Consider the following 21,804-nt stretch of genomic DNA (forward strand, 5'->3'; position numbering starts at 1 on the left):
GCGACCTATTGTGCGTGGAAGACCACTAATACAATCAGCAACAACACCGACACGATACAGGCAAACACGGTTCGAGTCACGTTCCAGCGATTCCAACGAGCCTCGAAGTGGTATCGTTCGTCAGCCAGAGTTGCTTCATCGAGTCTATCGAGCTCGAGCGTTTGAACTCGGTTGTTCAAGGGAATATTGATGGTAAATGTTGGCAACTGAACTCCGATCAAGTAGGTGCCGAAAGCGACGACGACAATGACTCGGATCGCTCCGTCAAGTTGCCAAACACTCAGTGCTGTTGCGATAACCAACGAGACGATCGAACCGGCCCAGGTAAGCAGGAACAGCGGCTGATTGCCTTGGATCACTTTGTCGATGGCCTGGAATGATCGCAGAAAATCGCGATCGGGCAAAGTTCCGATTCCCGGCATCACGACGACGGCAAACAGTAAAACAAAGCCTGCGACGAGTGTGCAAAGAAACGCTGCCGCTAATAACGCGATCGGTAGGATGGCACTGGCAATCATCATGTTCTTTACGAAAAGTAGCATGACCGCAGCGCACAAAGTACGCTGCAGCCTAACGTCGTAAAGTCTACTTCATCGTGACCGTGTGGTGGATGGGGCCAACATGTTCAGCCAGAAATCGGCGAAGGTGACCCGCGATCACTTCACCGTCTTCTTCAAGAGCAAAGTGGCCAGTGTTGAGCAAATGAAGCTCAGCGTTTTTCAAGTCACGTTGGTAGGGATAGGCTCCGGCAGCAGGAAAGATCTTGTCGTTCTTGCTAGGCAACGCTGCATTTGTCGTCGTGACATCCGCAGGAATCGCTCTTTTCGCCAGCCGATAATTGCTCGGCCAACGGAAAGTCGATCTCTGTTTGCGCGACGTGGTTGACGTAGTTAGTGAACAAGTTCAGAGACGCGTTGGCGACGATCTCCGCGATCTCACCATCGCTGACGCCAACACTGCGAAGTGCGGCCAAGTCGTCGTCGGAAACGTGGCCGCGTTTTTCAATCAAATGCGATGTGAACTCCAAGATCGCATTGACCTTGGTGTCCTCAGCGCCGCCGAGGCGAGCGCGGCGAACTTGATCCGCGGTCAAGCCCACCATCTTTCCGATCGCCGAGTGAGCACGGAGGCAGTATTCGCACGAGTTGGCTTGGCCGACGGTGAGTGCAATTTGCTCGCGAGCCTGGGCAGGCAACTCGCCTTCGCCCAACGCACCGCTGAACTTCAGGTAGGCAACCCTTGATCCATCACGGAAACGTGCTCGGAGTGCTTGCTGCTTTTAGTCGTACCACGATTGGTGACTCGTGCCTCGATTGGCTTCGCATGATTGCCGAATCTTGTCGCGTCCGCGATTGCCGGCGCCGAGGCTTGGGATGAAATTGAGTCACTCCGCGATCGCCTTGCACTTGAGAACGACTACTTGCAAGAACAACTACGTGGCGAATCGTTCGGTGAGATGATCGGGCAGAGTGCGGCGTTACAGACAGTCGCTCAACAGATCTCACTGGTCGCTCCAACCGATTCAAACGTGTTGGTTACTGGCGAGACTGGGACCGGAAAAGAATTGGTGGCACGTGAGATCCATGAACGTTCTGCACGAGGCCAGCGTCCATTGATCAAAGTCAATTGTGCGGCGATTCCTCGCGAGCTCTATGAGAGTGAGTTTTTTGGCCACACCAAAGGCAGCTTCACCGGCGCGGTGCGGGATCGCATCGGTCGCTTTGAGTTGGCCGACGGTGGAACGCTATTCCTGGACGAGATCGGCGAGACCCCACTCGACCTGCAAAGCAAGTTGCTACGAGTGTTGCAAGAAGGTGAACTGGAACGTGTCGGAGAGGAACGCACTCGCAAGGTTGATGTCCGCATCATCGCCGCGACTAATCGCAACTTGAAAGCGGAAGCCGAATCAGGTGCATTTCGGCTCGACCTTTACTATCGGCTCAGCGTGTTTCCGATCGAGTTACCGCCGCTTCGTAAACGCAAAGAAGACATCGGCTTACTCGCCGAGCACGTGTTGTCCAACCTCGGACGCCGTTTTGGCAAAAAGGTGCCAAGACTTAGCCAGGCAAACGTTGCTCAGCTAGAACAGTACGATTAGCCGGGCAACATCCGCGAGTTACAGCACGTGCTGGAACGTGCATTGATCACATCCCCCAAGGGCCGATTGCGGATCGAACCCAGCGGAACAATCTCGGCATCTCCCAAAGCAGTCACGGCGTTGCGCGAGTCCGAAGATGAGATCATGACAACAGCCCAACTGAGAACGCTCGAAGCCGAGAACATCCGCCGAGCCTTGGAGGCAACCGGTGGCAAAGTCTACGGCAATTCAGGAGCCGCAGCGTTACTAGGAATGAAACCCACCACGCTATCTTCACGCATCAAAAGTCTCGGCATCACAACGTAATTCCACTCAAGAACAATGATGAACATCGAACGATTTCTCGCCGCCCAAACCTACGCCGTCGCTGGTGCATCGAATCGCCAACACAAAGCGGATACCAACGGCGATGGTGTCCTTTCCTCCGCTGAAGCGGCGGCGTCCGATTTTTTTCTCCGCAAAGCATTGACTAGCCGACCATTAGCTGTACTATACAGGCATTGAGCGTGATACTGAATCGCCGGGCTTTCGTCTCGTGAGCCCGATAAACAAACGTGCAACCTCAACTCGCATGAACCAAGTGATATGTCTTCATTGGAAAAACGCAGCGTTCGACTTCCACGTCTCGCGCTCATCGTGCGGATACTCTTCACGTTGTTCCTTGTCGGCACCGGGATCATGACGATGGGTTTTGGCGTAAATGGGTATCCGGTTGGCGATCCGCCTGGTGAACTCGATCAATTCATGCTCGCGTTAGAGAAAACAGGCTATCTTATTTTTTGGGTTGGATTTCTCAAGACAATCGCTGGCGGCTTGATGTTCTTCCCGCGGACATCGCCACTCGCGATCCTGATATCGCTGCCCTATGCGTTCAACATCTTGCTGTACGTGATCTTCTTTGCTCATCAATACCTCGTCATCGGCATATTCGATTTTGGGGCGTGTGCTTTGCTCATTTACTGCCACTTTGATTGGTACCGTCCGATTTTTGCTGGACCTACGACCGTTTCGATCCAGGATTCGCACGGAGACGAAAATGCAATTTGACTCTGAGTCCTCGCCTGGATTCGCGATCGGGCGTGTTGCTTATTTGATCCGTTCTGGAATGGTCGCTGAGCTAAAGAGCGCCGGTTGGCCGTTTTCGCCGGAAGAAACCCAAACGCTGATAACTCTGGCAGACGCCGATGAACCGCTAAGCATGAACGACTTGGCATCGCGGATGATCCGTGATCCGACAACGGTGAAGCGCCAATTAGATCGACTCGTCCAGCAAAAGCATGTCGAGCGGACTGTATCGAGTGAAGACGCTCGCATCGTGATGGTCGGACTGACTCGTCGTGGCGAACAAAAACTCGCGACAGTTCTCCCGTTATTGGACGACTTACGAAAAACCGCGTTGAAGGGCATCTCAAAGTCGGAGCTCAGCGCGACGCAAAACGTTCTGCGGCAGATACAGAAGAACTTAACCAAACACCTTTCATAGGAATAAACTCATGCGAACAATCGCCTTTTCACTCGCTCTTTTGCTAATCGGTGCAGGTTCAAACTTTGCTCAGGACGCGACGAGCGCTGCTCAGCGGCTGAGAAACCAGAGCGCTCAATTTGCCGAGCAGATCATCAAGGTCGCCGACAATGTTTACGTCGCTATTGGGTTCAGCGTGTCGAACGTCTCGATGATCGTTGGCGAGGACGGCGTCGTGATTATCGACACCGGGATGATGCTCAATGACGCCGAGCGAATTGCAACCGAGTTTCGTAAAGTCACGGTCAAGCCAGTCAAGGCGATCATCTTCACGCACGCGCATGGCGATCACACGGGCGGTGCGGCGGCATTTTTCGGTGACGAACGACCGCAGATTTGGGGACACGAGAATTTTGGTAGCGAAGCTCGCTCATGGACGTCTGGCAACCTGACCGCTCAGAACTTGCGTGGCGCAAGGCAGGCCGGATTCAAATTGCCCCCCGAGCAACGGATCAATAACGGTATCGCGCCGGTTCGATACCCCAAACGCGGTGGAGCAGTTTTCGCAGCAGCACACGACACCAATCCAACACACTTCCTCAAAGGCGAACGTCAAACGATCAAGGTCGCTGGCATCGAGTTGGAACTTGTCGCATCGCCTGGCGAAACCAACGATCAACTCTTTGCTTGGTACCCATCCGGCAAGGTTCTCTTTGCCGGTGACAATTTCTACCGATCATTTCCTAACCTGTACGCGATTCGCGGCACTCCCAATCGCAACGTTCGCTTGTGGGCCGAGAGTCTCGGAAAGCTTGCTGACTACGATGCTGAGGCACTCGTAGGCGGTCATACGAATCCAATTGTGGGCGCTGGTGAGGTCAAGCAAGTTCTGACCGATTACCACACCGCGGTGCGGTTCATCCACGACAAAACGGTTGAAGGAATCAACAAAGGAATGACGCCGGACGAATTGGTTGAGTACGTGCAGCTTCCTGAACCGCTCGCGGGCAAAGAATACTTGCAACCGTTCTACGGACATCCGGACTGGGGCGTCCGCACGACCTTCAACTTCTACCTCGGCTGGTTCGACGGCAATCCAACGAACCTGTTTCCGCTGCCGCCCAAGGCAGAAGCCGAGCGGGTCGCAAAACTGGCCGGCGGAATGGACAAGCTATTGAAATCCGCCCGCGAAGCGCTGGCCGCGGACGACAGCCAATGGGCCGCACAACTCGCCGATCACCTGCTTGCAATCAACGCCGAAGACACAGACGCAAAGCACATCAAAGCCGACGCATTAACCAATCTCGCTAACGAAATGGTCAATGCAACCGCTCGCAACTATTACCTGACTGTGGCTCGCGAACTTCGTGAAACGACGATACCGGAATGACAATTACCTCAACCGAGAATAAACATGTCGCATTCACAAACGCAACACTCGACGGAAGAGCCTCATATGACGTATCCACGAACCTTTTCCCACATCGGCATTTCCGTCACTGACCTGGATCAGGCCGTCGACTTCTATACGAAAACGTTGGGATGGTACGTCATCATGCCGCCCACCGAAATCGTATCGGATGACTCGGCGATTGGAGTAATGTGCGATGATGTCTTCGGACAAGGTTGGGAGCGATTCCGTATTGCTCACCTAGCAACCGGCGACCGAGTCGGCGTCGAGTTGTTCGAGTTTAAAAATGCCGAAAAGCCAGAAAACAACTTTGAATACTGGAAGACTGGCGTATTTCACTTCTGCGTACAGGATCCAGACGTAGAGGGCCTCGCAAAAAGAATCGTCGCGAACGGGGGCAAGCAACGGATGCCAGTTCGTGAGTACTATCCCGGCGAAAAACCTTACCGAATGGTTTACTGTGAGGACCCTTTTGGAAATCTTATCGAGATCTATTCACACAGCTATGAACTGACGTATTCAGCCGGTGCCTACCAATCCGATTCCGATTGTGGGGGATGCGGTTAGGTGAACTTGCGAATGACTTTCGCCGGATTCCCCGCGAGGACGACTTCGGCTGGCACTTCCTTGGTCACCACGCTACGGTCACCACGCTACGGTCACCACGCTACGGTCACCACGCTGCGACCGCCGGTCGTTACGCCGGGGCAAATGATCGATTTGCCCGTGCACTCAAATAACTCAGCCGAGCATCCGACTCAACAAAAGGTAGGGTTTCAGACTTTTGTCGCTCATGCATCTCCGCCTCACTGAAATGCATGTCGACATCGGCAATGGTTCCGCAACCCTTCTCACCGACGCGAATGCAACTCCGAACCCACACAAGCTCACCGGCGCCGCTTTCGACTCCAGTCACCAGCCATGATAGTCTCCGATTTGGCCATTCCGAGACGGCAATGAAATCCATTCTGCAACCGAGGCAGTTGATGCGGATCATTCGTGCCAGTGGGGTCAATCGACAGCAACAAGAAATCATTAAGTAGCTTTGCACCGAGAATGCCGTTCAAAAAGAGAAGTGCGGCAAGAAGCGAATCTTGCTAACGGATGAGCAGCGTCGTCGCTTGCCCGATCGTCGCTTGCCCGGTCGTCGCTCGCCCATCAATGGCATGCTCCTCGGCCGCAAACAACTTGCACAAGTTGGCACTCTGTTTATGCCGGACACAAGCTTGCGTTGGCACCGGCAACTTGTTGCCAACAATTGGGACGACTTCGCCGGAAAAGCGAAGAAACCTGGTCGGCCAAGGCCCCACCAAGTGCTCGTTGATTTGACAGTGAAGTTCGCGAAAGAGAAGCCCGACCTGGGGGGTACTAGCAGACGGCGGTTTCGGTTTCCACGCCTTTTTCTTCTTCAGAGGGTAGACCAGTCTATTTTGGCCGTCCTGTTTTCCAGGTCCACAAACACCGTGGCGTGTTCGAATTCACGCTGGAATGTCCAGCCTCTCTGAACAGCATCGCCCTTCGGCGGTCCCAGCGGCTTGTCAAATTCCGGATACCAGTCGAGCGAACCCTCTTCAGGATTCCATCCCCAGGTATAGCAGAAATAGCAGTTTGGTTCGGCTCCCACCAGGAAGCAGGCCAGCGGAAAAGTGATGTCCTTTTGCGCCATACGGAGGACTTCGTCATGCGGAGTCTGCTTCATCTTCCCGTCCCTCCACGCGCTCAGAAAACGCGGCCAGCCTTTGAAGACGATGATCTTTTCGTCTTTTGCGGCTTCTTGCATCGTCTTCATCGTGTTGGCCATGTATTCCTTGCTTTGCACGCGGAGCCGGTCAAAATCATCTACCATGGCACCATCGGTCACCGGCAAATATTCCTTGCCCAACTGCGTGCGACTTCCTTCATAACCATGCAGCGGATTGAAGATAATGAGCTTGCCAGGGCCCATTTTCTTTCTTGCATTGTTCAGCATGGCAAACATGGCCTTGTCCATCGTGGCAGCCTTCTCATTGCCTAGGTCACGACTCCACGGGCCTCCGGGAGTGCCTGCGGTAGCCCCATCAACAAAGATACCGTCGCAGGAATATTTATGTACGGCATTGGCGGCTGCATCAGACCACCAATCCTGAACCTCCTTGCGAGTCACGTCGAAATGCTTCGTGACTTGTTTCTTTCCACCCTTTCTGTTTCGAGTGTGGATGATGTATTCACCCGGATAGGCTGCATTGGATATCTTCGATTGAGCCTTCGGCTTATCGCTGGCCCAGTAGAACAGCACTTTCGCTTTCGGGTTGCGATTCTTGATGGCCCGGGCGGCTTCCGCAGTGTATGTCTCAGCGCTGCCTGTACTGTCTCTGGGGAGCTGGCCCGCAGTGAGCGTAATGAAATTGAAGTGCTTGGCCACGAAATCATATTGTTCCGGTTCGAGCCCGTCGCCGATACCAAAGTGCACAGACACCGGCACCCGGTCCCAACTGAACTCCGGAAACACGTTACTCGCGGGTTCCTGCCGTTGCTGACCAATGGCATGACTGGCGAAAATCGCTGTGAACAGAATCAAACCCAACCGTTGTCTGACTTTCATGACATATTCCCTTTATCTTCCCTTTAGCGATCACCATTTGCTGTAGTGCTGCCCAGCTTACTTGTTCTTGGACTGATCATCCTATTACCAGTAGACTGCAGACCGATCAAGACACACGTCTTGGTTGTGGATTTGGTCGAGGTATTTTGCGTAAACTCAGGCGACGTTAGCTTCGTACCAGTTTAGTCCCCATGGACGCGGGATGATGTGAAATTGGCCTTGGTCGAAATGGAAGCGTGCGGATAGATTGGCCGACCCAACAGGCTGTCGACGCGATTGATCAACGAAGCAAGCTTCAAAGCTTCGCCGCTGCCTTCACAATCCGCTTGACGATTTTCGCATCAAGATCATCAAAGCTCTCGCACGTCCGTTGCCGACGGAACTTGCCGCCGCCGTTTGAGTAACCCATCGGGGTCGTCGAGAAAAGCACCTTGGGCGAACGAAAAATCCACGTGTACCTTGTACGGATACACACCGCATAACTGGCCTTATAACTGGCCTTCCTTCTCATCTGGCTTCAGCGTGTAGAGCGTCCCGCCGCACCTCGTGACCTTGGCCGATTTCGGTATGGGCAACGATCCAAACACGAGCACGAGCACGAGCACGACGGAAAATGAATTTTTGCATGGAAATCCCATTCCAGGTCATAGAACGCATAACGCGTCCACTGTGCAGGTGCGTTATGTAGGAGAGAACTGGGAAGGGTTAACCAGATTCTTGGTTGGCGAGCCTTACCGCCGGTGGGAAACCCGAGCCGCTGAGATGGCTTCGAACAGCTCGGATCGGTGCTCTTCTGAGCGGACTACGATTGTCAATGAAATCTCATCGAACTTAGGTTCATTGGCAAGCGGCGCCACTGCGGTTCCAAAATCAGCGATTGACATTGGGCCGTATCCGGTGGCCAACGTCGGCGTAGAGATTGTTTTCGCTCCAGCATTAATGGCAAGGTCTAAACCGGCAACGATGGTCTCGCGGACAAGTTCAACGGACGAATCGTAGAACGGGTCGATCGCTACCGCATGCAGAATGCATTCGAACGGCAGGTTTCCGGCTTCGCTTTGGACGACGGTTCCAACCGGCACGGCAGAGATGCCTTGGCAATGAAGGTATGTGTGCAGTTCCTCTTGAATCGTCGGCCCAACCGCCGAGAGGATCGCTCCATTGACGCCACCGGAAAGATTCAGCCAAGGGTTCGCGGTAGAGATCAACACGTTAGCGGCAACTTCTAGTACGTCGCCAACTTGAATGTTGATCAGCATTTGAATGAATCCTGTTAATTCAGTGTTTCCTCAATTGAACGATGACGATTCGCCCTCCAAAGCTAACGTTCGCTAGCTCGCCTTGATCATATCAAAAACGGCGCCGGTCGACCCGCCGCCGGTGCCGGCACCAATCAATGGCAACGCGATCGTATTGTAAGCACCAAGCCTCTGCAGCCAACGAGCGACCGGACTGACTGAAAATCGTTCGGTAGGGTTAGGTTTGCTGTCGCAGCGATTGCAAATCAAACAATCGTCGGCATGCCCGCGAATACATCGTCGTCGATTCGAGTGTCTGCCTGTGCGATGGCCAAGCTGGCGACTTGCGATTCAATCCAATCCTGCAAGTCATCGTGGACAATCATCTTTACGTCACTCACCTCGCGCAACGTGTACTGCAATGTCTTTCCTATCAGGTACCATCGCTTCGGCTCGATGTGGCTGTCGCCGTAGGGGATCAGTATCGGTGGGTGAAAGAGAGAAAAGGGAGGCATCAACTTTAGCAAAATACCCTCTCTCGTCACGCCGACCGTCACGATTCCCTTGTAAGAGTTCCACCCGACATCGCCAGCAACCAAAATCACCGTCTGCATGGTCCGCTTGGCAACGCAATCGGTTCCCTCAACAACGCGATACGCTCGGGCCAGGCGGGTCCACCGCCGGGCGTTGAGTTTCCACATCACGCACATCAAACCGACAGGCAGACTGTAGCTCACCAAATAAATGAGAAAGGTGCCGATCATATTTTTTCCTCCGGCGTATTGCCCTGTTCATACCGCCCGAATTTGTCGGCTACGGGGTGTATGTTCCGCTCGACAGATTAATTTGATTGATTTGGGAAAACGCGCAGGTCCTCGTTAGCGACACCCATCCTGGCCAGCGAGAATCGACACTGGACAGCTTCGCTGGCGCTATTCATGCTTGCTAGCCCGACCAGAACGCCGGTGATGACAAGTGCATACTTCATCCGCAAATTCGTTACAACGAGAAGGTTCTGCGCAATTCAACCGTTCACGGGCAACCGATCACGGGCAACCGATCACGGGCAACCGATCAAATCGCGATCATCCAACGCTCGGAACCATTCACGAGCCGATGCCGCTTAGAAATCTAGCTTGCCGTTAGCCGACATGACCGAGTTTTCCGCCTCTCGATTTCCACGACACCGGTGCTGTTGAATGCAATGTGCCCTCGCCGACCCTCTCCCGCGTGAGACGACAACCAATGGAGGTCTAGTGAATCCAGGAAATTGGTTTTCTACAGAAGCTCTCCGCGAGGGACGACGCCAGGAAGGTTGCCCACTTTCTTCCGATAGCACTTCGGGACTTCCTAACCTGGAGGAACTCTTCGAGCAACTGCTCGCATGGACATCCAAACGTTGCGAAGAAGTCAGCAGCGAAGCATGGTTGTTTCATGGACGAATTGTAGAGATGGTTGACGGTCACGATGTCAGGTACAGAGGAGAACCAAGATTCATACCCACAGTTGAAGAGCCAGAAGAAGGGATCCACTGCCACCTGATTGGAATTAACTTGATGCGGTGCGAGATCCTTGTATCTGCGTTGAGGTTTAGCCTCAGTCCCTCGCGTCCGAGCTTCACTGGTGCAATGCAGGCGATGAAAGAGTTTGCATCATCGTTGCGACTCGGTTCCGTCCGAGGCAACGAGCAGTGGGGCAACCTGCTCGAAGTGATTTCCGAACGAGGTGTTGGCAACCGCCCAGACAGACAAGAAAAAAGGGAGCTGAAACGCAGGCAGAAGAGCTACAGGCTCATGACGTGTCCCCGCAAACTAAACCGAAACCGTTATACTACAGCAGCTTAGGACGATGCCTGTGCCATTCAGAGCAGACACCTGTTCTTGCTGATCGCATCCACGGCATTTCGGATCATCACCGGAATACTCATCCAGTTGACAGCGTCTTTGCGGTAGAACCGACGCTCTGAAACACCAATTGCCCACATCCAAGTCTCGGTTTACCGCTCCTTCCCCACAAATTCTCCACGCGAGACTTTGCCGTCGCCGTTGGTGTCAAAACGATTGAAGCGTTCCTCCAAGTCAGGTTTCCCAGCCAGTCCGCTCTGATACTCTTCCAGCGACAGGTGCTCGTCCTTATTCGTGTCCCAGCGATCAAAAGGAATATTGCGATCACCCTTTCCTTTTGATCTGGTCCTCGTGGCCTTGATCGGCGCGGCAGCCGATTCTTGCTGAGTACTCAAAGCAGTGCCGGCGAACGATTTGCCGTTTCCCGCAACTTCCGGGTAACTCCGTAGAAACTGATTCTCGTCGATCAGGTTCAGGTAATAGTGGGTTGTCCCGGCGGGTAATTCAGCAGTGACGGTGTTGTTATCCGCTAGAGTCGCTGGCGTGCGAAACCATTCTTCGTACTGCTCGCCACCGTTGAGTGTGTAAATCAAATCCGCGCTGGTGACCCGGGCACCCTTTTCTTTGTAGGTAGCGCTAACTTTTTGCCCTTTCCTTTGATGCGACTCAACCGTGCAAACCTTGTCCTGGTTGGGCAAGGGTATCGCACAAGCTGGGTTGTAATACGGATAGCTTGCGTGCATCTCGGTCAGCGCGGCCGTCAGTTTGGTGTTCATGCTTTGGGCCAACTCCGGCATCGACTCGGACAGATTCCTCGCTTCCTCGATATCAACACGTCGTGCGTTGTTGTTGGATGAATCATAAAGCTGAAACAGCTCCAAAGGTACTGTTTCGTCGTTGCCGACGTGGTCGAAATTGCGGACCAACTTGTAATCGCCGACGCGAATCGTACTTTCCATCGCCGATCCGTGCGGGAAGTGCCAAACCATCGTGTCGCGAGTCGTCCCGTCAGCGTGCTTGACCAGCCCGGCATCCGTGGGGTTGTTGTGCAGGAGCGGCAGCAGGTCACACCCATCGAGATTCTTGTTTGATGGCTTGGGTGTTCCCGTCATCGCCAGGATCGTGGGATAGAAATCAAGCCCATTGGCCATCACGTCGGTCTGCACACCCGCGGCAATCCCGGGGCCTGCGATCAGCAACGGAACACGGGTCCCGCCTTCCATCGCCGAGATTTTCCCGCGAGCCAACGGTTCGTTATCGGTGTAGCGCTCCTTCGGGCTGCCTTCCATGCCGCCGTTGTCGGAGGTGAAGATCACATAAGTGTTTTCGCTCAGGCTGTGTCCGGGCCAGCGTGGATCTTCGGTCTCGTCGAGATAATCGAAAATGATCCCAACGTAGTAATCCAGTTCCTGGACCATCGCACAATAAAACGGATTCAACTGGCCCGGCGTGTCCTTCGTCGGGGTGTTGGCCGGATCCGTCCCCAAACGCTTGACGTATTTGTCTAAGTGGGCCTCTGACCGCGTGTGAATCGGAGCGTGAACGAGCCAGGTCGCATAGTACAGAAAGAACGGTTTGTCTTTGTTCTCCTTCAAAAACGTCAGGGCATCTTCGTTCGTTTGGTGATACGGGTAGCCGTTTTCATCGAGCCTGTATGGATCATCCGCGGCCGTGGTGGCAAAACCGGTGAGTCGATTGTCCATCCCACTTCGCGATCCACGACTGGACCGAGTGAAATCAAAACCCAAATCCTGCGGCTGCGGGAAGGCATTGTGGCTGATCGCAATGTGCCATTTTCCCGAATGTCCTGTCGTGTATCCGTTTTGGCGAAGAGCTTTTGCCAAGGTCATTTCATCGGCAGGCATACGACCGCTATACCATGGATTCATCACCCGAGAATGCTTGCTGTTCGGCTTCGGTGGTGCACCGCCAACGACGTGTGTTTTCTGTGCCCGCGCTGGATGGTTGCCGCTCAGGATGGCACAGCGTGAAGGAGCACAGGTTGGGGCCGGTGAGTAACCTTGCCAAAACATCACACCCTGCTTGGCAAAGGCGTCGATGTTGGGCGTTTCCATCGGCGAAGGATCGTCAATGTCATAGCACTTGACGTCTTGCCAACCGAGGTCGTCGGTCAGCAACAACAAAACGTTCGGTTTCTCAGGGCGACCGTCGTCGTCGGCATACAACGTAGCGTCGTTGACCGAAAACAATGCTGCGGGCAGAAACAAAAATTGCAGTAGTCGAATTTTCAAGGGAATGTATCCTGAGGTTGGGATTGGATGGCTTTTTTCGGTGAATTGATTTAACAGGAGGCAACGGAGAGAACGGAGAAGGCTTTTCAGTATCAGTCATTTTGCATGCAAGGCACTGTGATGCACGGTCCCAATACCCATACCGAATAATTTCTCAAATTCGTCCATTTCCTCTGTTCTCTTCTGCTCATTTCCTGTGGGTCCATTGCCAAATTTTGCACTTCGTTATCGCATCTCATCAACGGTACATACGCCGTCGCCATTTTTATCATAGTGCTGATCGAACTGATCCTCAAAAACAGAAGCATATTCTTCCGGTGTCAGCTGGTTATCCTGATTCTTGTCCGCGACTTCAAACGAGGAATGGGCATGCTCGTTAAGTGAGAGAACCCCGTCTTTGTTGTGGTCTTTCCGTCCGAAGCCGGCGGCGCGAGGGGCAACGTATTCCGCTTTGGTCACCTGCCCGTCGCCATTGGTATCCATCGACGCATGTTTTAATGCGGCGGAAGGCTTACCATTTTCAAGCGGATAATCGTTGAACATCATTGGCTTGAACTCGCCGTTGGCTTGCTCTCGGGCCATCCAGATTCCCGTATTTGAAATACTGGGAAATCCGTCTAGCGGATCTTTCGTCAGCATTCGGAGAACGGCTTTACCGCTGCTTCCATGCCCTGACAGCAGAATGGTTGTATCGGTCCCGCCAAAACGATCCTGAATCATGTCGAGCACTCGTTGAATCACGACACGGGCCGCGGCGTTCACCAGTTCATCATCTGCTGGCGTGTTCCCGTAGCGAGGCAGTTTGATATTATTCATGCCGTCCGACCGCAGGGAAAAATAGGGTGCCTCATTGGCGGGTAATTCCACAGCATCTCCCTCTCCGAAAATCGTGTCGGTGGGTGCTGGTTGTTCCGTGGATAGAATCAAGTCGCTGGCACGTTGCTCGAGAAGCTCCGGCCAGATCTCCCCTTTAACGTCCATCTCTTTCATGTAGGGCAAAATTGTATTCCGGCATCGCCACAACGGACTTACCGCAATAAAATCAAAGTCGTATTTCTTGAGCTTCCCCGACACGGCGGCCTGCTGAGCCAGTCCTTTCGGAGTAAACATATCGGGGTTCCCAACGTAAGCGGGCCATTGATCTTTGGGAACCTTCCGATGCTCCCAGTCCGCTTTGACGTTGTGCCCACCTTCTGCATGGCGGATGTAATAGATCTTCAACTCCGCGAAGGCAACGCTCGGTCCCAGCAAAACACTGGCTGCCAGAATAAGTAGCGATACGATTAATGGTTTTTTCATAATGGCCTCTGTTGCGATCAAATCTGTGGTCGAAGCTTGTTGCTTATAGTTGTCCCCACGGGAAATTCAGCAGTGACGGTGTTGTTTACCGCTAGATTGATCACCCTTGGATCGAAACAATTCATAAACCTGGCTCAGCAACAGAAATCGAGTCGATTCGCGCCTTGCCTGCAATTTGCTCCATTCGAATATCCGTTCCTGCAGAAACCTGTTTTTCGAGAACCAGAACATCCGCATCGGTAACCGTTCGCACGGTTCCCATTCCTCCGTTACTTCCGTCAAGAATTGTAAGTCTCATGGTTTCGCCGCGCCCAAGCCCAGCGAAATCAATCTCATCAAGCATGACGTCGGTGTCGAAATCAAACACCCAAGCTTCATTGGGATCGAAATTCTGATATTCGGAGCCACTCACGGAGCCGGTGTTGATACTCAGAGAGTCCACGCCTTTATAGATGGTGGTCGTATTGCCCTCGTGAGTCCGATCACTGCCGATGATCGCACGAGTGGTGAGAGTGATGCCGCTGACGGTCATTCTCGCCCCAACGACGCCCGCTTTTGCATCCAGTGCGGAACCATCGGTAAATTCAAAGACGACCTTTTTACCTCGAGCATTCAAGGGGTTTGCTAAAGACGATCCGACCTCGCGCAGATCGATCGGTTTGATGCCGAGCTTCTCGGCGGGCGAACCCTTCTTGAATCGATAGAGTCCTTCCTTCATCGCTTCTTCATCAAACATGGGATCTGCGTAGAGTAGCTTCACCGGATCTTTACCGGGCGTCACCGGTTGCCCAGCGAACAAGTCACTCCCGAGTTCTGCTTTGGGCACGTACGGATCACTCTTATTCTGCGTAAAATAGATCGAGTTCTCCATTTTAGGGAGATTCTCATAGAACGGCCGGTTCGTCGCACGCTCGTCTGTCAGGTAAAGACCGTTACCGGACTTAGAAGACGCCGGCGGCATAAAGATGTTTCTCTGCGGTAGCGCTTTCTTGGTGCCACCCAACCATCCAGGCAGGGTTCGCCCGCGCAGGAAAGTTTCAGTGAAAATGAAGTTGTTGATCACATCGGCAGGTCCCTTGAGCCCCAGGCCTCGCTCTGATTCAGTGATCACATTTTCCCGGATGATGGTGAAACTCGGATTGTCATCCAGACGAATGGCCCCTGCTGTATCATAATTTTCGTGAAGATAGTTGCGCTCCACCAAGTTGTCCTCGCCCATGGCTGAGAAATAGATCGCGTTCCCGTCATGCAGCTTGAGAAGCGTGCGCGAGATATCATTCATGATGATCTTGTTTTCACGGGCATGTAGAAGCGGCAGGAAGTGCTCAAGACGGTTCTGCCACTCGGCGGCGAGTCCCTTTCTGATAGCGGACTCACACTCCTTAAATCGAATCGAGGATACCCATGCGCGCCTGAATGGGATTCGGTTCACGAGGTAAAACTCATGCGGACGGCAACCGCTCACCACAATGCCGTTGTAAGGAACTTCTTGAATCGTGTTGTGGGTGATTTCGTTGTGCCCGCTTTGTGTGATGAAAATGGCGGCGGAATGCAACAAGAGTTCACCGATGTGGTGAATGTAGTTGTCGTGCACCACGTTGTTCTTGTTCACGTCCTTGGTGCCCGGACCATAGCCGCTGAGCACAATGCCTCCTCCGCCGAGATGGTGCAGGTGATTGCTGGCAATTTTGATTCGCTGACAGTGCAGATCGAGGCGGATGCCCGTGCCGCTGCTTGACTTGATGACACACGATGAAACCGCGCAGTCTTCGGCAAAGCGGAAGCGGACCACGGCATTGCCCTTGTCATACATTTCCCAGTCGTGTTGCAGGCCCTTATCCTGTGCAAGCAGGTTGTCACGCACACCATGGGTGAAGGTGAGACCTTCGAAACGGAGATGCGACGCAAAAGGTCCATCCTCCGCGCCTTCAACTCGGATGAATTCCTGTAGAAACGGCGCGATCACATTCATGTCGGCCACATCCTTTTCAGGCCACATGTAAATACGCCCTTCCTGAGTATTTACCACCCATTCTCCCGGCTCATCCAGATATTCGATCGCATTCTCAACCCAGTAGCGGTTGTTCGGGTTGATCGGCTGATACGTCGGATCCACCGCCAAGTGGGCAATCTTGTTTTCGGAATCAATGCGCTCAAGCGGGATGATGTTGGCCAACCACGGACGATCCTTCAGCAGGAGTTCGATATCGGAAGGGTTTTGCCAATCCTTGATGTCATTGTCCCTGTAGAAAACAGTGCGGTCGAACGGTGCAACGGGCTTACCTTCATACTCCAACACACTCGTTAACTTTTTACCCTGCTGGTTAAAGTCATTTTCCTTTTTGACGTCTGCATATTTGAAGCTACCTGACCTGGAGCGTTTAAGAATCGTCTTCCCATCGTAGAGGGATCGGATCACCCATTGCTCGCCTGCTCCCTTTGGAATCTCAGCCACCCAAAGCTTGCCGCGCGCCTGCTCGGATACGCCCTTGGGATCCGATGACGTTTTTTTCCATCCCGTTATCGAAACACCTCCTGTAAACACAGGTTCCTCACCGGGGAACGCTTTGTAAACGACAGCAGCTCCTTCAACGCCCGAATCCTCCACACCAAACACAACGGTTTGCCTTAAAGGGTAGACACCGCCTTTTATCAGGACCTCAATCGGTTGACTGGGCTGCCTTTTCTTAAGTTCTCGAACTTGCAATCGAGCATCTTCCAGCGTCGCGATGGGACCATCGGGACTCATAACAAGGGTCGCCTGATCAGCCCAGAGCGAACTGAAGGTGAGGCACCAGAACAGAATGACGTATTTGTGTATTTTGGACATATCGAGATGTTTCTATCTTTGTGCTGTCAGCAATTTGTTTTACGAGTGAAAGCGTTTCCCGTCTGTGAGTTGTTCCGTAACTCGAGCCGCAGGCATCCGACTGCAATAAGTGTTTTTAAAAGCCGCCCGTCCACATTTGCAATCCAAAGACAAAGTCAATCGCTGGCCTTCAGATTCCGCCTTTTATTTGGTTCGTTCCTTCATCTTGAAGACGTGCGAACAGCTACCGTGCCCAGGCGTCGTATTGACTCCGGTGGCCAAATACAGATACGCGGGATTCCCGTCGATCGCAAGCACCTGCGCGCGTTCAAGGTGGCCATCGATTTTGCCTCGATACGCTTTACCTTCACTCAACGCTTCCTTCCCGACGTAATGTGCCAGATCTTCATAGGCACGCGTCGTGTTCTCGGCATCAAAAAAGAATCCTTCCTTGGATTTCCAAAGCAGTCCTCCACCGTTTGACCCTTTGGACCCCACAAAATCACGGCTTAGCATATAGACATGCTGATTCATGGTGAACGCATACGCGTCTTCCAGCTGCATGGAGTCCGGGGTGACACGTTTCGGATGATGCTTGTAGGGGCCTTCCAGCTTGTCCGACACGGCAACGCCATAGTTGTACCTGCCGCGTTTGGCTTTGGGGTAAGGCTTGACGACAGACTTGTCGTACAACAGATATTTTCCATTGTGTTTCACCAGCGAAGGATTGGAAACACCCAACTGGGCAGCCACATTCCAATCCCCAGGTTCCGTGGACTTTCGCAGGATCGTGCCGTCGGCCTCGGCTCCGGCGGCCGGTTTCCAGTCGTCGTTCAAATCGTCAGCGACGTACATGACGATCCGCTGTGTTTTTAGCAAACTGTTTTCGTTGACGATGAAGCAAAGCACATATTTCCCATCGATCTTCTTGATCGTTGGGTTGTGTGGCGAGTTGAAGGTTCCGTCGGAATCGGGCACCGCCACACGGACAAATTCAAAAGGGCCCTCCGGCTTGTCGCCCACGTAGTGTGCAATTTCGCACTCCTTGTACCAACCGCTGAAGTTCTTCTGCGTCATCATGGACCAACGTGCGACATACAGATGCACTTTTCCGTCAGGGCCGATCACGGGCGACGAACCCCAAACATGCATGCCTTCGGTTTGCACCGCCTTGCCAACATATTCAAACTCAAGATCGCATGGTTGCGCCATGCAAAGCGTCGGTACAGCCAATAGACAAAGTACAAAGAGTCTCATTTGCATCATCTTTTCCATTCGATGGAGGAAGTTTGTTGTTCCAGTTGTGTCATTTGCAAGTCATTTCGGCTCGAAGAGCATGCAGTGCCCGCCGCCGGGGCCCATCTGGGCGGAAAGGGTCTTTTCGCTCGCCGTGATTTCCACAACGACATCTTAATCATTACCATACTTTGCGGGCGACAACACGACTTCGCGGAGCATCATCAGGCCTTGATCGTATTCGATCGCCAACGGGGCGATTTTCAATGCTTTGACCGAGAGTTGATAGCGACCGGGCTGATCAAAGTTCACTTGGCCTAGCTCAACCAACTGGAAAGCGGCTTTGAACGGAGACAAGCGTCCCCTGCCGAGAGGCCCGGCTTTCACGGTGTGTCGGAACTCCTGGCCAGCAACTTCGAGGACGAACTTGCCGCTATTCATCCAACTGGATTGGTTGACTTTCACGACGTAAGAACCAGGCTCTTCAACGACAAGTTCCCACTCCGCCCAATCCGACGGATTGGTCCAACCTTTTAAGTTTTCACGTTGTCCACCGGCTCCGGCACCAAGCGAAAAGTGCAAGTCTTCACCGTGAACCTTCGCAAAGGCGGATGACAAAAAGTAATCACCAACATCAACTTCTGCGTTCCCCTGCTGAGGGCGTAACGGCCGAGTCAATGGACGACTCGCATTGTCAACAACAGGGGCGCCGTTTAGCTCAACCTTGATCACACTCAACAGTGGGTCGACCGATTTTGCTGGCACATCAACGACCACATTACCAGCAGACTGGACGAATGAAAGTGGCTTAATGTCGCCGAGAAATTGAATCTGCTGGATAACTGCGTCCGGCTGCCCCACGTTAAGACCTGGGATGACGAGCTTGCCATCATTAGGCCAATCTCTGACGAAGTAGTAGAGTGTATTGCCGCGCCGGCTGCACGCGCCCCAATCCAGCAGGTAGTGCGGGCCACGCTCCGTCGCATAGATTGACTCACCATATTTGCGCAACCAATTGCCGAGCGGTTGCAACTTTCGCACACTCACAGGAGGAAGGAGCCCCTCCGGCGTTGGCCCCATATTCATCAGCAGGTTGCCACCACGCGAAACGGTATCAACCAGGTTGTCGATTGCCCACTTGAGTGATTGCGAAGTGTCCTTGCCTTTCCAGAACCAGCCTCCGTCAAATCTCTGACAGCTCTCCCACAGGCGACCGTTGATATTGTCCCCGACGTACGGTACGAAGTTCTCTGAAGATCCATAGTCTCCATCCCCCAGGCGACGCTGCCCGATACGATCCACGAGCAAGATATCCGGTTGCCACTTTCTGACATGATCGCGGTAATCCGATGCCCGCTCATAGCTCCATGTGTTGACCCACTCGCCGTCCATCCAGAGCGTCACGATGTCACCATACTTGGTGAGCAACTCCTCGGTTTGATCGAGCATGTATTGATGATACCGAGCGTAATTCGGGCTGCCGAGTTTTGCCGTGTAATCGGCGTGAGCGATGTCCCAAACCGAGTAATAAAAGCCGAGCAACATATCATGCTTTGCACAAGCATCGGCCAGTTCCTTCATCGGGTCGCGGCCAAACGGCGTTGCATCCATGATGTCATGGTTGGTGTAGGCCGAATCAAACATACAGAAGCCCGAGTGATGCTTCGTCGTGATCACGATGTATCGGAAGCCGATCTTTTTGGCTGTCAGCACCCATTGTTCAGCGTCAAACTTCGTCGGATTGAATCGGCGTAAGACGTTATCACTAATCTTGACTTCACCGCCTGCTTTCTGCGGTCCCCAGTGGAGGAAGAGACCAAATTTGGCATCTTTCCATTTCGCGACACGCTTTATGCGATCTTGTTCCGACTCACCGGGGAAGGCAGCCACCACGGGATCACCGGACATGAATTGAGCAAACCAGGGACGGTCTGCTTTCGCGCGTGCCTGAGCTTCCATGGGGTCTGGCTGGGCTGCGTTCAATGAGTTCAGTCCAAGTGTTACCAGGCAGATCGCATTCAATAGAGTTTTCATCGAATACTGGGGTTCCATGTTGGTAGGGTTTTACTTTCTATTGCTTGCTTGTATCGCTCCACAAGCGGAAGCTTCTTACGGACACGCTCCGTGGTGAGCCCTTCATTGACCATCAGTGGCACAGTTTTGTCCCACCACGCATCGTATTTTTTTCGCAGTCGGGCAACGACTTCGGGATTCGCATCTGACACATCAGTCGTTTCGCCAGGATCAGCATTGATGTCGTAGAGTTCTGAGTTGTTGACGAAACGCCATCGCTCGGTCCGGACGGCACAGTTGACAAACTTAGCACTCGCCACGTTTTTTGCTTGAGGATGCTTTTCTTCCCAGCGACCAACATGGACAAAAAGTTCACGATCGGGCCACTCGGAATCCGGGTGCTGTAACAGCGGCAGCAATGAGCGTCCGTCGAGCTCTTGCATCTGTGTAGGCAGTTTGGCAGACACTAGATCAGCGAACGTTTTAAAGATGTCGATGTGCGACGTAAGCCCATTCACATCGACGCCTTCTTTTAAGACACCTGGCCAATACCAGAACGAAGGCACTCGCGTTCCGCCTTCATAGGGGGTGCCCTTATGGCCTCTTAAACCCGCAGTAAAGAAAGGGGCGTTTTTTCCGTTCTTCTTGCCGCTCACATAGTTCATTCCATTGTCGGTCATGAAAATAATGAGCGTATTGTCGAGGGCATTCCAATCCATCAAATTCTGCATCATTCGACCAAAATTATCGTCGATATTCTCGATCATGCCAAAACGTCCTGCCGGCGCATGGTTTTTGGAAGTCGCCCAGCCCATCTCTTTAAATCGTTGCGTGTACTTCTTGGGAGCGATGTTAGGTGTGTGAGGCGCGTTAGTTGCTATGTAGGCGAAGAACGGTTTGTTTGCTTCATGCTGTCCCTTGATCCAGTTCATCCCCGCATCAAAAAACAAGTCGGTGCAATAGCCTTTGGTTTGTACAATCTGGTTGTTATGCAGCAGTACACTGTCGTAGTAAGTCCTTTTGCCGTTGGGTGGGAAGTCTCCCCACACCGTTTGGCCAATACCGCCTGCACCATGAATTAGCGATTCATCAAATCCACGATTGTGTGGCAAGTAGGGTTCGTCGTCTCCAAGATGCCATTTGCCAAAGATACCTGTCGCGTAACCGCTCGCTTGAAGCATCTGTGGCAGCGTGAGAACGTCCAGTGCCATGCGCTCGCGCATCAAAATGGTATGCGTGACGCCAACGCGAAATTCATGGCGACCACTCATGATTGCTGCACGCGTTGGTGCGCAGGAAGGGCTGACATGAAAATCAGCCAAGCGTGTCGATTGCTTGTAGAAGTGGTCGATATTTGGCGTATTCAGAATCGGATTGCCAAGGCAGGACAAGTCGCCCATTCCCTGGTCGTCCGTAAGCACAAGGATGATGTTGGGACGCTTGCCCGCAAGCTGGCCTGCGTGACAGTCGGAAAATACAAGTGCGATGAATACCAGGTTCAGTAACCCAGCGGTTATAAGATGGTGCATATTCTTAATTCAGGGCAAATGAACTCAAAACG

At 53.0% G+C, this 21,804-nt stretch carries 16 protein-coding genes and 2 pseudogenes; 6 read left to right on the plus strand and 12 right to left on the minus strand.

What is annotated here, in order from left to right; genetic code table 11:
• Positions 1-5 precede the first annotated feature (5 nt).
• The 3 genes and pseudogenes from CA13_RS08180 to CA13_RS08190 form a co-directional block, all read right to left on the minus strand.
• Positions 6-542: an anthrone oxygenase family protein gene (locus CA13_RS08180; RefSeq protein WP_419194083.1), complete on the minus strand. Its 537-nt coding sequence runs from the start codon at positions 540-542 to the stop codon at positions 6-8.
• A 43-nt stretch (positions 543-585) separates the two neighbouring features.
• Positions 586-774: pseudogene (locus CA13_RS08185) on the minus strand (alpha/beta fold hydrolase); the annotation flags it as partial.
• 1 nt (position 775) lies between these two features.
• Positions 776-1,210, minus strand: coding sequence for a carboxymuconolactone decarboxylase family protein (locus CA13_RS08190; RefSeq protein ID WP_419194084.1), 435 nt, complete (start codon positions 1,208-1,210; stop codon positions 776-778).
• A 17-nt stretch (positions 1,211-1,227) separates the two neighbouring features.
• Between CA13_RS08190 and CA13_RS08195 the strand changes: the two are divergent.
• From CA13_RS08195 to CA13_RS08220, 6 genes and pseudogenes are all read left to right on the plus strand, one after another.
• Positions 1,228-2,404: pseudogene (locus CA13_RS08195) on the plus strand (sigma-54 interaction domain-containing protein); the annotation flags it as partial.
• A gap of 15 nt (positions 2,405-2,419) precedes the next feature.
• On the plus strand, positions 2,420-2,602 hold the full coding sequence (locus CA13_RS34865; RefSeq protein WP_419194085.1) for a hypothetical protein: 183 nt from the start codon (positions 2,420-2,422) through the stop codon (positions 2,600-2,602).
• Between the two features lie 81 nt (positions 2,603-2,683).
• A complete protein-coding gene (locus CA13_RS08205; protein WP_146395425.1) occupies positions 2,684-3,145 on the plus strand; it encodes a hypothetical protein in 462 nt (153 codons plus the stop codon).
• The gene (locus CA13_RS08210; protein WP_146395426.1) at positions 3,135-3,581 is read left to right on the plus strand and encodes a MarR family winged helix-turn-helix transcriptional regulator; all 447 of its coding nucleotides are present in this window, start codon (positions 3,135-3,137) and stop codon (positions 3,579-3,581) included. Before CA13_RS08205 ends, CA13_RS08210 begins: the two co-directional genes overlap by 11 nt.
• A gap of 10 nt (positions 3,582-3,591) precedes the next feature.
• Positions 3,592-4,950 (plus strand): alkyl/aryl-sulfatase, encoded by a 1,359-nt coding sequence (locus CA13_RS08215; protein WP_146395427.1) that lies wholly within the window; start codon positions 3,592-3,594, stop codon positions 4,948-4,950.
• A 24-nt stretch (positions 4,951-4,974) separates the two neighbouring features.
• Positions 4,975-5,538: a lactoylglutathione lyase family protein gene (locus CA13_RS08220; RefSeq protein ID WP_473087449.1), complete on the plus strand. Its 564-nt coding sequence runs from the start codon at positions 4,975-4,977 to the stop codon at positions 5,536-5,538.
• An 841-nt stretch (positions 5,539-6,379) separates the two neighbouring features.
• Here the strand turns inward: CA13_RS08220 and CA13_RS08225 are convergent.
• The 9 genes from CA13_RS08225 to CA13_RS08270 all read right to left on the minus strand — a co-directional run bounded on the left by CA13_RS08225 (position 6,380) and on the right by CA13_RS08270 (position 21,772).
• Complete coding sequence (locus CA13_RS08225) at positions 6,380-7,552, minus strand: putative glycoside hydrolase (protein WP_146395428.1); 1,173 nt, start codon at positions 7,550-7,552, stop codon at positions 6,380-6,382.
• Between the two features lie 731 nt (positions 7,553-8,283).
• Positions 8,284-8,811, minus strand: a complete 528-nt coding sequence (locus tag CA13_RS08230; RefSeq protein ID WP_146395429.1) for a macro domain-containing protein — start codon at positions 8,809-8,811, stop codon at positions 8,284-8,286.
• A gap of 245 nt (positions 8,812-9,056) precedes the next feature.
• Positions 9,057-9,554: a hypothetical protein gene (locus CA13_RS08240; protein ID WP_146395430.1), complete on the minus strand. Its 498-nt coding sequence runs from the start codon at positions 9,552-9,554 to the stop codon at positions 9,057-9,059.
• Between the two features lie 1,232 nt (positions 9,555-10,786).
• On the minus strand, positions 10,787-12,886 hold the full coding sequence (locus tag CA13_RS08245; protein ID WP_473087450.1) for a sulfatase-like hydrolase/transferase: 2,100 nt from the start codon (positions 12,884-12,886) through the stop codon (positions 10,787-10,789).
• 225 nt (positions 12,887-13,111) lie between these two features.
• Positions 13,112-14,185 (minus strand): histidine phosphatase family protein, encoded by a 1,074-nt coding sequence (locus tag CA13_RS08250; RefSeq protein ID WP_146395432.1) that lies wholly within the window; start codon positions 14,183-14,185, stop codon positions 13,112-13,114.
• A gap of 121 nt (positions 14,186-14,306) precedes the next feature.
• Complete coding sequence (locus CA13_RS08255) at positions 14,307-17,015, minus strand: right-handed parallel beta-helix repeat-containing protein (RefSeq protein WP_146395434.1); 2,709 nt, start codon at positions 17,013-17,015, stop codon at positions 14,307-14,309.
• 183 nt (positions 17,016-17,198) lie between these two features.
• Complete coding sequence (locus tag CA13_RS08260; protein WP_419194086.1) at positions 17,199-18,251, minus strand: glycoside hydrolase family protein; 1,053 nt, start codon at positions 18,249-18,251, stop codon at positions 17,199-17,201.
• 153 nt (positions 18,252-18,404) lie between these two features.
• Positions 18,405-20,264, minus strand: coding sequence for an alpha-L-fucosidase (locus tag CA13_RS08265; RefSeq protein ID WP_146395438.1), 1,860 nt, complete (start codon positions 20,262-20,264; stop codon positions 18,405-18,407).
• Complete coding sequence (locus tag CA13_RS08270; protein ID WP_146395440.1) at positions 20,261-21,772, minus strand: arylsulfatase; 1,512 nt, start codon at positions 21,770-21,772, stop codon at positions 20,261-20,263. Before CA13_RS08270 ends, CA13_RS08265 begins: the two co-directional genes overlap by 4 nt.
• Positions 21,773-21,804 lie beyond the last annotated feature (32 nt).

The organism is Novipirellula herctigrandis (assembly GCA_007859835.1).
Lineage (GTDB): Bacteria > Planctomycetota > Planctomycetia > Pirellulales > Pirellulaceae > Novipirellula_A > Novipirellula_A herctigrandis.